This is a genomic window from Streptomyces sp. MMCC 100 (genome assembly GCF_041538145.2).
In the GTDB taxonomy this organism is placed as follows: domain Bacteria; phylum Actinomycetota; class Actinomycetes; order Streptomycetales; family Streptomycetaceae; genus Streptomyces.
Genome location: NZ_JBGORK020000001.1, coordinates 945170 through 960014 on the forward strand (window position 1 = coordinate 945170; position 14845 = coordinate 960014).

General features: G+C 75.1%; 9 protein-coding genes. 1 reads left to right on the top strand and 8 read right to left on the bottom strand.

The window, feature by feature from the left end:
• Positions 1-137: 137 nt before the first annotated feature.
• Complete coding sequence (locus ABS735_RS04405) at positions 138-3431, bottom strand: FtsX-like permease family protein (RefSeq protein WP_373900070.1); 3294 nt, start codon at positions 3429-3431, stop codon at positions 138-140.
• A 174-nt stretch (positions 3432-3605) separates the two neighbouring features.
• A complete protein-coding gene (locus ABS735_RS04410) occupies positions 3606-4019 on the bottom strand; it encodes a globin (RefSeq protein WP_373900225.1) in 414 nt (137 codons plus the stop codon).
• Between the two features lie 87 nt (positions 4020-4106).
• Between ABS735_RS04410 and ABS735_RS04415 the strand changes: the two genes are divergently transcribed.
• Positions 4107-5081, top strand: a complete 975-nt coding sequence (locus ABS735_RS04415; protein ID WP_373900071.1) for a methyltransferase domain-containing protein — start codon at positions 4107-4109, stop codon at positions 5079-5081.
• A 28-nt stretch (positions 5082-5109) separates the two neighbouring features.
• Here the strand turns inward: ABS735_RS04415 and ABS735_RS04420 are convergent, their stop codons facing one another.
• The 6 genes from ABS735_RS04420 to ABS735_RS04445 form a co-directional block, all read right to left on the bottom strand.
• Positions 5110-6639: an FHA domain-containing protein gene (locus ABS735_RS04420; RefSeq protein ID WP_373900072.1), complete on the bottom strand. Its 1530-nt coding sequence runs from the start codon at positions 6637-6639 to the stop codon at positions 5110-5112.
• A 49-nt stretch (positions 6640-6688) separates the two neighbouring features.
• Positions 6689-8035, bottom strand: coding sequence for a vWA domain-containing protein (locus ABS735_RS04425; protein ID WP_373900073.1), 1347 nt, complete (start codon positions 8033-8035; stop codon positions 6689-6691).
• Between the two features lie 113 nt (positions 8036-8148).
• Positions 8149-9537, bottom strand: coding sequence for a PP2C family protein-serine/threonine phosphatase (locus tag ABS735_RS04430; RefSeq protein WP_373900074.1), 1389 nt, complete (start codon positions 9535-9537; stop codon positions 8149-8151).
• A gap of 3 nt (positions 9538-9540) precedes the next feature.
• Positions 9541-12240, bottom strand: coding sequence for a serine/threonine-protein kinase (locus tag ABS735_RS04435; RefSeq protein WP_373900075.1), 2700 nt, complete (start codon positions 12238-12240; stop codon positions 9541-9543).
• A gap of 94 nt (positions 12241-12334) precedes the next feature.
• The gene (locus ABS735_RS04440; RefSeq protein ID WP_373900076.1) at positions 12335-13669 is read right to left on the bottom strand and encodes a coiled-coil domain-containing protein; all 1335 of its coding nucleotides are present in this window, start codon (positions 13667-13669) and stop codon (positions 12335-12337) included.
• 70 nt (positions 13670-13739) lie between these two features.
• Complete coding sequence (locus ABS735_RS04445) at positions 13740-14789, bottom strand: glutamate ABC transporter substrate-binding protein (RefSeq protein ID WP_373900077.1); 1050 nt, start codon at positions 14787-14789, stop codon at positions 13740-13742.
• Positions 14790-14845: the final 56 nt, after the last annotated feature.

The window sequence follows — 14845 nt, forward strand, 5'->3', positions numbered from 1 at the left end:
GTCGGTACCTCCGGGTTCCTTGGGGGTGACCGTGGTGTCGGTGGGGGGTGATGCGGGTGTGCTTGGGGCCGGGTGCGGGGCGGTTGCCGGGAGGGCGGTCCGCAGCCGGGTACGCACCCAGGGGGTGGTCACGGGGTTCACCGGCCGGTACCTCCGGGTTCCTTGAGGGTCACCGTCGTGTCCGTGCGGCGCAGTGCCAGGGCTGCCGTGACCAGGAGCGGGACGACGGCCATGCCGGCCAGCAGCAGGGCGATGCGGTCGACCGGCAGGGCCACGTGCACGTCCGGCACGGGACGGGTGGCCTGCGGGGTCAGCACGGTCAGCGGGATCACCGCCCGGGTCAGGACCGCGCCCAGGGCGGCGCCGGTCAGCAGCGCCAGGCCGGTCAGCGCGCCCTGCTCGACGGCGACCGTGCGGGCCAGCCTGCGGCGCGAGGCGCCCAGGGCGCGCAGTACGGAGAACTCCGTGCCCCGCTCGCGCAGCGACCCCGCCGCGCTCACCGCGAAGCCGACCGCGGCCAGCGCCGCCGCCACCAGGGTCGCCGCGGCGAACGCCGCCCCGGGACCGGCGCCGAACGGGTCGTCACGCAGCCGCTCGGCGACCTCGTCGCGGACCAGGACCTGGGCCGGTGCCGTGTCCGGGAACGCCCGGAGAGCCGCCGCCGCCTCGTCGGTCTTCCCCGGCCCCATCCGCAGCCACCACTCGGTGGGCTCGACGGCGGCGCCGTACGTGCCCTGCAGGTACCGGTTCAGCGCCGGCAGATCGACCAGCAGGGCGCCGCCGAACCGCGCCGAGGGGGTCTCGGGCCCGGTGCCAGGCAGCTCGCGCACGGAGCGCACGATCCGCACCGGGACGTCGTGGCCGCCGATCGGCACCGTGACGCGCTGCCCGGTACGGGCGCCCGCGGAGTCGAGGAAACGCTCACCGGCCACGGCGGTCACCTCGGCCGGCTCCGGCTGCGCGACCCGCAGCCGCACGGTCAGCGTGGTGATCTGCGAGCCGTCCTCCGACCGGCCCGTGGAGTACTCGACGGCGAGCGGACCGGAATCCAGCAGGCGCGGCTTGGACGGGGCACCGTCCGCGCCCGGCGCGACCGACGGCGAGGACGGTTCCGACCCGGCCGTCCAGGCGTCGGGCAGCGGCACCGGCCGTACGGTCCCGTCGGCGGCCCCGGCCGTCACCTGCCGTACGGTCAGGCGGTGTTCCTCGCCCCGGCCCGTGGGCTGCACCACCGTGAACTCGACGCCGGTCAGGGTGAGCGGTCCGGCGGTCACGTCCAGGCCGAGGGTGTGCTCCCGTCCGTCGGCGGCCAGCGAACCGGCCCCGAGCCGGTACGGGGTGCCCCAGCGGTCCTCGACGGTGACCGTCACGTCCGCCGACCGGGCGTCGGCGGAGGGCGCGCTTCCACTGGGCACGGTCAGCGTCGCCGTCAGCGCCAGTCGGGTCGTGCCCGCCGGGATCTCCGCGCCGTTCGACGGCTTCACGGGCGCCATCCCGGACAGCAGCCCGTGCGGCGACCCGCCGGCCAGGTCCGGCCGGATCAGCATCGTGTCCGCCGCGTGCGCGGTGTCCAGCGCGAGCACCGTCGCCGTCCGGTCGCCGGACAGCGAAACCTCGGACCGCGCCGCGGGAGCGACCTGCCGTACGCCCGCGACGCCGGCGATCCGGTCGGTGCGGTCCGGGCCCGCCGTGCCGGAGGCCCGCACCCGGATCGGCGCGCCCGTGCGGAAGTCGGCCTGGTCGTCCTGCGAACGGGACCACGAGGCGCCCTGCCCGATCGCCATCGTGCCGAGCGCCACGGCGAGCACCAGCAGCAGCACAGGACCCGCCCCGCGCATCGGACGCCGGCTCAGCTGCCAGCCCGCCAGCGCCACCGCGAGACCGCGCCCGCTCGCCGCCCGGCGCTCCGCGAACCGCGCCACCAGCGGCAGCAGCCGCAGCGCCAGCACCGTCCCGGCCAGCAGCGCCAGCGTGGGCGTCACCACGAACAGCGGATCCACCCCCAGGGTGCCCGCGTCGTCGGTTTCGCCCGTCCCGGCGGCGGAGGTCTGCTGGTCCAGCTGCCGGTAGGCGATGCCGGCGATCACCAGCAGGCCCACGTCCGCGCCGGCCCGCAGCCAGCCCGGCAGCGCCCGGGACCGGCCGCCGTAGGCCTCCGGCGCGAGGGTCAGCGCCGGCAGCGTCACGGCCAGGGTGCACCCGAGGGCCGCCACCGCCGCCACCAGCCACACGGTGTCGCTGCCGCCGGCCGCCGGTTCCCAGGCGAGCCCGATCCGGGACAGCGCCCCCTGCCCGGCCAGCAACCGGATCAGTGGTCCGGCCAGCAGCGGCGCACAGACCAGCGCGGGCACGGCCAGCAGCAACGCCTCCAGTGCCGACCCCGCCGCCAGCCGGGCCCGGGAGGCGCCGCGCGCCCGCAGCAGCCGCAGCTCACCCGCCCGCTCCACGCTCAGCAGCCGCGCCACCGGCAGCAGCGCGCCGCCCGCGAGCAGGACGAGTTGCAGCGCGATGACGAGGAGGGTGGAACGGGAGACCTCCAGCGAACGGTCGAGGCGCTCCAGGATCGCGGACAGTTCGGTCGTCGCCGCGGTGGTGCCGCTGAGCACCGGCTGCTCGCGCAGCCACGCCGTGCCGCCCCGGGCCGCCTCGCCCAGGGCCTCGGTCCGTCCGGTCGTCAACGACGAGTAGTCCGCCCTCACCAGCCACCCGGACGACCCCGTGCTGACCCGGCCGCCGCTCAGCGCGCCGGGCGGGGCGAGCAGCGGGCCGTACGTCGTGAAGCCGCCCTGCTTGACGCCGCGCCCGGCCAGGTCGTCGAGGCGCCAGTACGGTGACCCGGTGTCGACCGGCCGGTACAGGCCGACCACCACGACGCGGACGGCCGGGCCGTCGAGCCGGTCGGTGAGGGTGAGCCGGTCGCCCGTACCGACGCCGACGCGCTCGGCGGCGGCCACGGGCACCGCCACCTCGACCGGGCCGCCGGCGGCCCCGGCCACGGGCATGCGTCCCTCCTCGACGCGGACCTGCGACGGGTCGAGCGCCGCGAAGAACGTCAGATCGGGGTCGCCGGACCGCGCGGCCGGCGGACGCGGGGAGCCGGGCAGCGCGTACGGGCCCGAGCGCACCAGGGTCCGTACCGTACGGGGCAGCCCGTCGAAGGTCTTCGCGGCACCCTCGCGCACGGTGGCGTCGGCGGCCGGCCGCTGTCCGGCCGGTACGTCCGCCTTCACGATCAGAGCGGCGTCGGCCCCGGTGCGCGAATCGGCGAGGGCGTGCCGCAGGGCCGCGTCGCCGACGGCGCCCGAGTAGGCGGTCAGGGTGGCAAGGACCGTCGTGGTCAGCAGGACGGTGAGCAGGGCCGCCGCCAGCAGCAGGCGATGCGCCCGCGCCCGCAGCAGTACGAACCCTGTGAGCCCCCCGAACCCTGCCACCCGGCCCCCCCGCCGCTGTCGTCCAGACCCCGCCGGGATGCTGTCAGAGGTGGAGGTGCCGAAGTAAGCGCTTGGAACCGGGACTTGACCGGATCGTGACCGGAATCCGGCGTCGGCTGACCGGAATGCGTCCGTCAGTCTGTCAGTGCGTCAGTGCGTCAGTGCGTCAGTGCGTCAGTCCGGGGCGTTGATCATCGAGGCCGCCGCGTAGGTCAGGTACTTCCACAGCGTCTGCTCGTGCTCCTCGGACAGACCCAGCTCGTCGAGCGCGACCCGCATGTGCTTCAGCCAGGCGTCGTGCGCGGCCCGGTCGACGACGAAGGGGGCGTGCCGCATCCGCAGCCGAGGGTGGCCCCGGTTGTCGCTGTACGTCGTCGGACCGCCCCAGTACTGCATCAGGAACAGCGCGAAACGGTCCTCGGCCGGACCCAGGTCCTCCTCGGGGTACATCGGCCGCAGGATCGGGTCCTCGGCGACCCCCTCGTAGAAGCGGTGGACGAGCCGGCGGAAGGTCTCCTCCCCGCCGACCTGCTGGTAGAAGGTCTGCTCCTGAAGCGTGCCGCGCCGAATCTCATTCACGCCGTCCATGGTCTCAGACACGGGGGCATAGGACTCAAGACCTAGGACCGCTCCCGGGACCCTGCCGGCCGTCCGCCCGGCCCGTACTGTGGAGGCATGGGCGGGTACGAGGACCTGGACAGCCTCGCCGCCTCCGCGCGGGCGGAGCTGGTGCGGGAGATCGAGCTGAGCGGTGCCTGGACGGCCGACCCGGTGTGGCGGGAGGCGTTCCGGGCGGTGCCGCGCCATCTCTTCGTGCCGTACTACTACGTCGGCGTCCGGGGCGGCTACGAACGCCGGTGGGGCGAGCACCCCGACCGGGACGCCCGCGAGCGCTGGGTGCGCGGCGCGTACGCCGACGCCCCGCTGGCGACCCGGATGCGCGACGGCGAACTGCTCTCCTCCAGCAGCCAGCCCTCGCTGATGGCGATGATGCTGGTCGAGCTGGACGTCCGGGACGGCGACCGGGTGCTGGAGATCGGCGCCGGCACCGGCTACAACGCCGCCCTGCTCGCCCACCGGCTCGGCGACGACGACCTGGTCACCACCGTCGACCTGGACCCCGAGATCACCGAGTCGGCCCGCCGTCACCTGGACGCCGCCGGGTACCACCCGGCCGTCGTCACGGGCGACGGTGCCCGCGGCGTTCCCGAGCGCGCCCCCTACGACCGGATCCTCGCCACCTGCACGCTGCCCTCGGTACCGCGCGCGTGGACGGCCCAGTGCCGCCCCGGCGGCCGGATCCTGACCCCGCTGGCCACCGGTCTCGTCGTCCTGACCGTCCGCGACGCCGAGCACGCCGAGGGGCGCTTCCTGCCCACGCCCGCGTACTTCGTGCCGCTGCGCGGCGCGGACCGCGCCGAGCCCGAGACGCCGGGCCTGGGCGGCGTACCGCGCCGGGCCCGGGAGGACGACCTGTTCCGCTTCCTGCTGGCGCTGAGCCGGGGCGGGCTCGATCCGCAGGAGGCGTACGCGATCTGGGACCGCGAGGACGCCCCGCGCCGCGAGCGCTACGGCATCACCGTCAGCGGCGAACGGGCCTGGGCGTGGCTGGACGACCCCGAGGGGCCGTACGCCTGGCCGTTCGCCTGACGCAGAGCGCCGGTCGCGCCGTCGCCGCCTATCCCCGGCGGATCGTGATAGTCGTCCAGGCGCCGACGTGCACCCGGTCGCCGTCCTGGAGCGGCACCGGCACGAAGGGCTGGATCGGCTCCTCGCCCCCGTTGACCGTCGTGCCGTTCGTCGAGTTCTGGTCGACGACCGCCCAGCTGCCGTCCGGCTGCTGCACCAGCACCGCGTGCTGGTGCGAGACGCCCGGGTCCTCCGGCGGCACGGCCAGATCGATGTCCGGGGTGTCGCCGGTGGAGTGCCTCCGGCGGCCGATGGTGATCTGGTTGCCGGTGAGCGTGCGCTGCTGCTCGGGCGAGTACGCGGGCAGGTTCAGCCCCGCGGCCTCGGGACCGGAGCGCTGCATCATCGCCATGAAGTACTCGCGGTCCGGACCGATCGTCGCCGACCAGGTCGTCGGCTGCTGGGGCCGCTGCGGCTGCTGCGGGAAGCCCTGGCCGGGGCCGGGCGGGGCCTGGGTGGCGCCGGGCTGCGGGTAGCCGTAGCCGCCGCCCTGGGCCGGACCCGGGCCGTTCGGGCCGCCGGGGCCTCCCGGGCGGCCCGGACCGGTGGACGACGGCGGGGAGAGCACCCAGTCGTCGTCACCGCCGCCGAAGGACGGGCCGCCCTGCTGCGGACGGTTGGTCTCCTGCGGGAAGGCGGGCGGGGCCGGCGGACCGGACTGGAACTGCTGCGGGGCGCCACCCGGGCCGCCCGGGCCACCGGCGCCACCCGGCGGGGGCGGGACGGGGCCGGGCGGAGGCGGGACGGGACGCGAGGGATCGGCACCGAAACCGGGCGGGGACGGAGGGCCGGAGGGACCGCCCTGGGCGCCGGGGCCATTGGGGCCGCCGGGAGTGTGCGGGCTGTTGGGCCCACCGGGGCCACCTGGCCCACTCGGAACACCGGGACCACCGAAGCCACCACCAGGCCCATTGGGCCCACCCGGGCCGCCGAAGCCGCCCGCGGGGCCACCCGGGCCACCCGGTCCGCCGGGACCATTGGGGCTGTAGGGACCGTTCGGGCCGCCGGGGCCACCCGGACCACCGCGTCCCGACGGGTCGGCGCCGAAGGGCGGCGGGCCCGGGGGAATCGGTTCGGCGGGACGGTTCATCTGGGACGGGCGGGAGCCCTGGTAGTCGTACGAGTCACCGCCGCCGTACGACGGACCCGCGGGCGGCTGCCCGAAGTGCGGTGCCGGCGCCGGACCACCGGAGGCCGGCGGGCGCGGGGCGGCCGGGGTGTACGAGGTGGCGGTGTTGGTCAGGAAGTTCCACCGGCACTCCTCGCAGAAGGGCGCACCGCCCTCACGCGGCGTGCGGCACTGCGGGCACAACTGCGGCTCGCCGCCCGGACCGCCGGAACCGCCGCCCGGCCCACCGGGCCCACCGGGCCCGCCCGGACCACCGGGCGGCGGGAAGCCGTAGCCGCCGCCGGGCGGCGGGGGCGGCGGAGGGGGCGGCACGGCACCGGCCATGCGGTGACCGCAGACCTCGCACCAGTCGTCGGAACCCGACTGGTGTCCGTTCGGGCAGGTCGGCATGTCGGAGCTTCCCTCTCTAGCGGGCGTGTCGCGCGTTTGTCGTGCTGCGTCACTTCTTTACACGAACAGTCTTTGTCGACCGGGTCTCGAGAGTCATCTCGTCGGCCTCCTCGACCTTCGCTTTCAGTCGCACAGTACCTGCCGCCGCGTCCACTACGTCCACCACCTTCGCGAGCAGTTTCGCCGTATCGGCGTTTCCGGAGGCCCCGGCGAGCTGAACCGCGCGGCCCAGTTTGGCCGTTGCTCCGTCGATGTCTCCCGCTTTGCGCAGATCCAGCCCCTGCTGGATGGCTTGTGCCAGTTCGGCCTGCCCGGTGTAGTGGGCGACTTGGGGGTTGATCGACGTGGAGGCGGCCATGTCGTCCGTCCACACGGCCCGTACGAGACCCTGTGCGCCGAGGTTCTGGACGCTTCCGTCGGGCTCCGGGATGACCAGCGAGACGCGGGCGGCCAGCATCTCCTGGCCGAGGCCCGCGGCCGGTACCTCCACGCAGACGTGGTAGTCACGGGACTCGTCGCCCCAGGAACCGGTGGGGTAGTCACCGGCCCGCGGCCCCGCATCGGTGCGGCGGCCGGTCAGCTCCTCGACCGTCGGCGCGACCTGCTTGACGAACTTCACCGTGGTGCCGACCGGGGTCCACAGGCGCAGCGCGACGTCCGCGACCTCCTTGCCCATGGCCGTCTCCATCATCCGCGTGAAGTCGGCGGCCAGGCCCGCCGGGTCGGCGACGATGTCGGCGGTGCCGAGCAGGGCGGAGGCGATCCCTGTGACTTCTTTCACTTCCCAGTCGGTGCCCACGCCACGGGCGTCGCACGTGAAACGTCCGGCGCAGGCGTCGAGCGCGGCCCTGAGGTCCTCGGGTGACTCGTGCTCGTTGCGGCCGTCGGTGAGCAGGATGCCGTGCCGGATGGCGACGTCCGCGGTGGACAGCAGCCGGTCGGCCAGCCGCAGCCAGGTGCCGATGGCGGTGCCGCCGCCCGCACTGAGACTCCGCAGCGCCTGCTTGGCCTGCGCCCGGGTGGTGGCGTCGGCGACCGCGAGCCGGCCGCCGCCGGGGTAGACCTCCCTGGCCACGTGGGTGCCGGCCACGACCGTGAAGTGCACGCCGTCGCGCAGGGTGTCGATCGCGGCGGACGTGGCGTCGCGGGCGTTGCGCATCTTGGTCGGCGGGTAGTCCATCGAGCCCGAGCAGTCGACCAGCAAGGCCACGGCGGCGGACGGGCCCTGGCCGGGCGAGTACAGGTGGGGCGCGGCGACCGCGCTCCCGATCGTGCCGCCGCCGGTCGCGGTGACCGTGACGATGGCGTTGACCTCGCGGCCGCCCTCGGGCAGGTACTCGTTCTGGTAGACGTCCACCGCGAACTGCGGCACGTTCGACTTCGAGAAATTGGCCATGCCGGATCGCATCCCCCTCTACGTCCCCCCAGCGGTGGGGGTCTTGGCTCGTTGGCGCGGACCGCCCCCTGCGGTCCGCGAGGCCGCCCCTCACCCGTGCCCGTGCGGGGGCCTCAGGCCGATCCTGCCCCCTGCGGCGGGGCCGGGAACGGCAGGAGGGCCACTGTTACGTTGTCGTGGCCCCCGCCGTCCAGGGCGTGGCCGACCAGAACGCGGGCGCCGTGCAGCGGGCGGGCGGCGGCGTCCAGGGGCATGGCCTCGGCCATCTCCTCGGCGGACTCCGCGTAGTTCCACAGGCCGTCCGTGCAGACCACGACCACACCGGGGCGGTCCGGCTTGAAGGACGCGGTGTGCGGCTCCAGTTCGTAGGCGTCCGCACCCAGCCAGCCGGTGATCGCGTGGGCGCGCTCGTCGGCGTAGGCCTCGGCCTCGCTCATCAGGCCCGCGGCGACCATCTGCGCGGCCCACGAGTCGTCCTCGGTGAGCCGGGCGGGCGGGGTGGTGCGGTCGGCGGGCACCCAGTAGACCCGGCTGTCGCCGACCCAGCCGACGACCAGCAGACCGGCGGTGACCACGGCGCCGACCAGGGTGCAGGCGGGCGCGTTCTGGTGCGGGGCCTGCTCGCGGGCGGTGGCGGGCTCGTCGGCCAGCGCGTTGACGGCCTGCGAGGCGGCGAGGATGGCGTCGTGCATGGCCTGCTGCGGGTGGGTGCCGCGCGGCAGGGCGCCGAGCAGCGACTCGCCGGCCGCCCGGGACGCGGCGAGCGAGGCGTCGTCGGGGCGGGTCGCCGAGGACACGCCGTCGCAGACGATCGCCACGGACGCGGGGGCGCCGTCGGGCAGCGCGGTGCAGCCCACCGAGAACGCGTCCTCGTTGCGGTGGTGGCGCAGACCGCGGTCGCTGACGGCGGCGATCGGGCCGGACTCCTGCTCCATGTGGTCGCGTTCGCGGGGCTGGGCGTGCCCGCAGTTCTCGCAGTAGCCGTCGTCGTCGACCCGGCCCGCGCGGCAGGCCACGCACACCTTCTCGGCCGCGGTCGGCTCGGCGGGCGGGGCCTGTCCGGTGGCCGCGGCCCCTTCGGAGGTCAGCCGCGGGTCGGGGGCCTGCAGGGGGTACTCGTCGGGCTCGTCCGGCCGGTCGAACCGTACGCCGGGCGCGGAGGACGCCGGCGCGGCCGCCGGAGCCGCGGGCGGAGCCGCCGGCGGGGCGGGCGGGGGCGGCGGTGCCAGCGGGGAGCCGCCCGAGTCGGTGCCCGGGAGTTCGGCCGCCGCGTGCGCCGGGGCCGGGTGGCCGTGGCCGTCCGAGTCCCGGGCCACGGGCCAGTCCACGCCGTCCGGCGCGGGCACCGCGCCGTTGATGGCGAGGGTGGGGCTGTCCTCGGGCCGCGCGGGCACGACGGACAGGTCGTATCCGCACGCACCGCAGAAACGGTCACCCGACTCGAGGGGTTCCTCGCAGCTCGGGCACTTCGGCACAGCGGCCTGCTGGGGCATCTGCGACATCAACTACACCCACGTCCGGGGGCGGTAACGATTGGCACGTTCCACCAGGTCGATCCTCTCCTCGCCGCCCCGCGCCAGCCGGGCCAGCGTGCGGTACGAACGCTCCAGGCCGAAACGCAGGCCGCGTTCGTCCAGGCCGCTGCCGAGCAGCGTCCGTCCCCCGGCGGCGGGAGGGACGGAACCCCGACCTCCGGAGAGTACCCAGTCCAGCGCGCAACCGAGGACCTCGGCCGACAGTTGCTCGCGCCGCGCCGGATCCAGACCGTACACGTCCAGTGCCTCGACCTGCCGCGCGGCGGCGATCAGATCGTCCAGGAACTGCAGGTCGCCCGCGGCCGCGGTGCGCTGCCGCAGCCGCGCCCGTACGGCCGCCACGCGCGCTCCGGTGTAGTGGATGGACGACTCCGGCACCGACTCCAACGTCCGCACCGCACCGGCCCGGTCACCGCCGGCCAGCTGGACGCGGGCCAGCCCGAACGCCGCGCTGACGTGGCTCGGGTCGGAGGACCACACCAGCCGGTAGTACTCGGCGGCGTTGTCGAGCTGCCCCAGCACCTCCGCGCACAGGCCGAGCGCCAGCTTGGGCGCGATCTCGCCGGGGAAGGCGTCGTAGACCGCGTCGAAGGCCAGCGCGGCGTCCTCGTGGGCGCCGGTCACCAGTGCGGCGAGACCGCGGTACCAGACCACCCGCCAGTCGTCGGGGCGCTCACCCTCCAGGTCCCCCAGGACCTCCAGCGCGCCGGGCGCGTCGCCGTTCTCCAGCCGGGCCCGGATCTGCCGCAGCCGCGTCTCGGTCGACGGCGCCGGCGCGGCGGCCAGCGCGGTCAGCAGCTCGGCCGGCGCGGACGCCATGAGGCCGGCCAGAAAACCCGCGTTGGGGTCACCGGCGTCGACCCGGGGGACCGGCAGCGCGAGCGTGGCGGTGGGCACGTCGGCCGCCTTGACCAGGCCGGAGGCACCGGCGTCGAGACCGCCGACCGCGCTCACGGCACCCGGCAGCGACGCGCTCGCGCCCCCCGGCGCGCCCGTCGTCGCGCCCGTGGGCCCGGCACCGGCGCCGACCGGCGGGGCGTGCGCGACGGTCCCGCCGGGCGCACCCACGGCAGGGCCGGTCCCGCCCGGCAGCGCGGGCGCGGGACCCGCTCCGTCCGGCAGGGCCGCACCGGAGCCGCCCCGGCGGCCTCTCGTACGGGGCGCCCTGGCCCCCAGGCGCGACACCTCGCCGTCGAGGCGCGGGAACAACTCCGTGTCGGTGACCCGGACCTCGGGCCCGAACAGCGTGGAGACGGCGGGCCTGGCACGGCCGGTCTGGAGCGAGACCACCTCGCGCAGCACACCCGTCAGCTGCTCCGCCATCTCCTGCGCGGAGGCGAACCTGCGGGCCGGGTCCGGGTCGGTGGCCCGCACCAGCAGCCGGTAGAACGACTCGTACCGCCGGAAGACGTCGATGTTGTCGGGGTCCGGCAGGGAGTCCGCGTAGACGGTGGTGTAGCCCTGGAAGTCGAAGGTCAGCACGGCGAGGGTGCGCCCGACGGTGTACAGGTCGGACGCCACCGACGGGCCGACGTCGGCGACCTCCGGCGCCTGGTAGCCCACCGTGCCGTAGATGGCCGACTCGTCGTCGTCCATGCGGCGGACCGCGCCCATGTCTATGAGCTTGAGCTGGTCCTCGGTCTGGAGGGCGTTGTCGACCTTGAAGTCGCAGTACAGCAGCTTGCGGCTGTGCAGGTGGCCGAGCGCCTCCAGCGCCTCGATGCCGTACGCGCAGGCCTGCTCGACCGGCAGCGGGTCGCGTCTGCCCTCCGGGGAGCGCCGGGCGTTGGCGATCTCCTTGAGCGACTTGCCGCCCACGTACTCCATGACGATGTAGCCGTCGAGGGAGCCGGTGCGCTGGTCGAGGTGCTCGACGAAGTTGTAGATCCGCACGATGTTGGCGTGCTCGATCTCGGCGAGGAAGCGCCGCTCGGAGATCGCCGCCGCCATCGCGTCCTGGTCGCCGGTGTCCAGCAGGCCCTTGAGGACCACCCAGCGGTCGGAGACCGCCTTGTCGACGGCGAGGTAGATCCAGCCGAGGCCGCCGTGCGCGAGGCAGCCCACCACCTCGTACTGGCCGTGCACCACGTCCCCGGTCTTCAGCTTGGGCACGAACGAGTACGGGTGGCCGCACTTGGTGCAGAAGCCCTCCGTGCGGCCCGGCCGCTCGCCGCGCGCCCGGCCGACCGGCGCCCCGCAGTCCGAGCGCGAGCAGAACCGCTTGCGCTCGGGCACCTCCGGGTGGTCCATGACCATCTCGCGCGGATCGGGCCGCGGCACCGCCGGTACCTCGACGAGACCGGCGCCCAGGCGCCCGCGCCCGGTGGAACCGGCACCCGAACCGGAGCTGCGCACGGACACCGAACGCCCCGTGGAGCGGCCCGACACGGCCCGCGAGAGCCGGCCCGACACGGAGCGCCGGGACTTCGACGACTGCGAGGACGTACGGGAACTGCGGGCGCTGGAGCGGGAACCGCCGCTGCCGGACGAACCGCGCGACCCGCGCGAGCCCCCGCCGCCGGTGACGCCGGTCGGCGTCGAGCCGAGCTCGCCGCCCGCCGCGACGACCGGCGCCAGACCGCACATGTCGCAGTACAGTTCGCCGCCGCCCATGTCCTCGTACGTCCCGCCGCAGCCGGGACGCTGACACGTCCGCCCTGCCTCACTCATGACGCTGCCTCCCCCTTCTCGCTCATGCGCCGGTTGCCGCTGATGCGCCGGTTGTGCCTCATGTGCCGGTTGTGCCTCATGTGCCGGTTGCGGCTCATGCGCCGGGACCCGTCCGGTCCACCGGTCCGCCCTGGCCGGGTACGCGCGGTGCGGTGCCGAGCAGTTCGGCCGCCGCGTGCTGGTAGCGCAGCACGGCCTGCTCGGCGACGCGCAGGTCGCAGGGCGCGCTCCACAGCATGCGGCGCGCCTTCTCGTACTTCTCGGCCAGCTCCGGATCCTCGGCGTACCCCAGCCGGGCCATCTTCGCCTTGTACGCGTCCAGCCGGCCGCGCAGCTCGGCACGGACGGCGAGGGGCGCGGTGACCGCCGTCAACGACTCGCGGGCCCGCAGCAGTTCGTCCTCCGCCTTCTCCTCCAGGGACTCCAGGAGCGGCGACAGCCGGTGCCACTGGGCGTGCCTGCGGTACTCGGCGGCCGCCGCGAGCTGCTCCTGGAGCACGATCGGCGGCCCGCCGACCACCGGCACCTCCGTCGCGGCGATCTTCGCCAGCACCTCGCCGCGCGCGGTGCGTGCCTCGGCCAGCGTGCGGTCCGCGCGCGAGAGCACGTCCCGCAGCCGCACGATCCGCTGCTCGGCGTCCTGGCGCACGGCCAGCACCGCGTCGATCTCCCGGCGCACATCCTCCAGCGCCCGCGCCTCCCGGTCGTACACCGTGGTGTCGGGACGGCCGCCGCCCGGTGCCGAGCTGCCCTGCGCGGGCACCCAGAAGGCCAGCGGATCGGACACCACCCGCTCGCGCAGCCGCGTCAGGGTGCGGGTGATCCGCTCCAGGTCGTCGCCGGCCGGGTGCTCGCCGGGGCGCACGCCCACGGAGTGCGCCAGCTTGCGGGTGCGCTGCAGCTCGGCGGCGAGTAAATCGATCCGGGCGGGCAGCGCCGACCACACCGCGTCGGCGGCGACCACCATGTCCAGCGAGCCGGCGTACAGCTGGTTCATCCGCTCCACCAGCGTCACCAGCGTGTACCGCTCGCTGAGCCGGCCCGGACCGCCGTGCGGGGTGGGCGCGCCGGCGGTGGCGGCGACGCCGCCGGCCACCGTGACCGCCTCGCCGCGCAGCAGCTCCGTCAGCTCCACCAGATCCTCGCGGCTGGACCAGCGGCGCCGGGAACGGATCTCCCGTGCGGTGCGCAGCGCGCCCGTGTACGCGTCGAAGTAGGTCCACAGCAGCGTGATGGACGCCTCCGCGGCGGCCCAGCGCTCGGCGGTGACGCCGGTCAGCTCGGCGCCCTCGAGGAGTCTGCGGCCCGCGTGGTCCTGGAGGGCGAGGAGCGAGGTCTCGATCGCCTCGTGCTCCGCGCCGAGCCGCGCCAGCGCACGGTCCACCTCGTCCCGGTCCATCACCGGCCCGGTGGGTCCCGTGTCGCCCATCGATCACCTCTCGCCGTCGCGGACTTGCGTGTGCCGTGCGTGTGCTCTGTCTTCTCCTGCGCTGCGTCGGTCAGCTCCCCCGCAGGTACTGCGGGGTCGGCGGCAGCGACTTCGCCGGGTCGTCCATGGTCTCCGACAGCCACTCCTCGTACGAGTGCTGCCACCCCTCCGCCCGGTCCGCGCGCCACTGTTCGAGGACCCGGTTGACCCGGCGTACCAGATCGTCGGCGTCCTTCTTCATCGCCACGCCGTAGTACTCGGTGGTGAAGGCGTCGCCCTTCAGCTCGACCGTCGGGTCCTGCGCGGCCTGGCTGGCGGCGAGTGCGCCGTCGGTGACGACCGCGTCCACCTCACCGAGCTGGAGCCGTACCAGGCAGTCCAGTTGGTTGGGCACGGTGGTGCGCAGGTCGACGCCCTCGGCCGGCCTGCCGTCCGTCTGGTCCTGCTCCAGGGTGCTCAGCGCCGTCGAACCCGCCGCCGTGCAGATCTCCTTGCCGGCCAGTGTGCCGTTGTACCCGGTGATCTTCGAGGACTTGGGCGCCAGCACCTGCTGGCCGGTCCTGAAGTAGGGGGCGGAGAACGCGACGTCCTCCAGCCGGTCGCAGTTGATGGTCATCGTGCGGACCACCATGTCGACCCGGCCGTCCTGGATGGCGGGGACGCGCTGGTCGGTGGGGATCGCCTTGAACTGCACGGCGTCCTCGTCGCCGAGGACGTCCTTCGCGATCCGGTGCGCCAGGTCGATGTCGAAGCCCTCCAGCTCGGCGTCGCCGCCGCTGTTCGGGTCCCGGTAGCCCCAGCGGTAGCTGTTCTGGTCGACGCCGACGATCAGCTTGCGCTTCTCGCCCTCGCGGGCGCGGATCTCGTCGATGGTGGGCCCGCCGTCGCCGGAGGGGGCGAGGGTCTGCTTCTCCGGGTCCGTGCACTCCTGCGCGGCTCGCGCCTGGCTGCCGCGGGCGACGCCGTGGCCGCCGTCGTCCGTGCCGCCGCCACCGCCCTCGCCGTGCCAGGGGACCGTCGGCAGGAGCAGGGCCGCCAGCACCGCGAGGACGCAGGCGAAGGCCATCGCCCCCACACCGCCCCAGCCCTTCAGGCCGGTCCGCAACCGTCCCGCACGCATCCTCACGCCCCCTTTCACGGGTACTGCCTCCACGGGCACCCCTTCCCGCTCCCGCC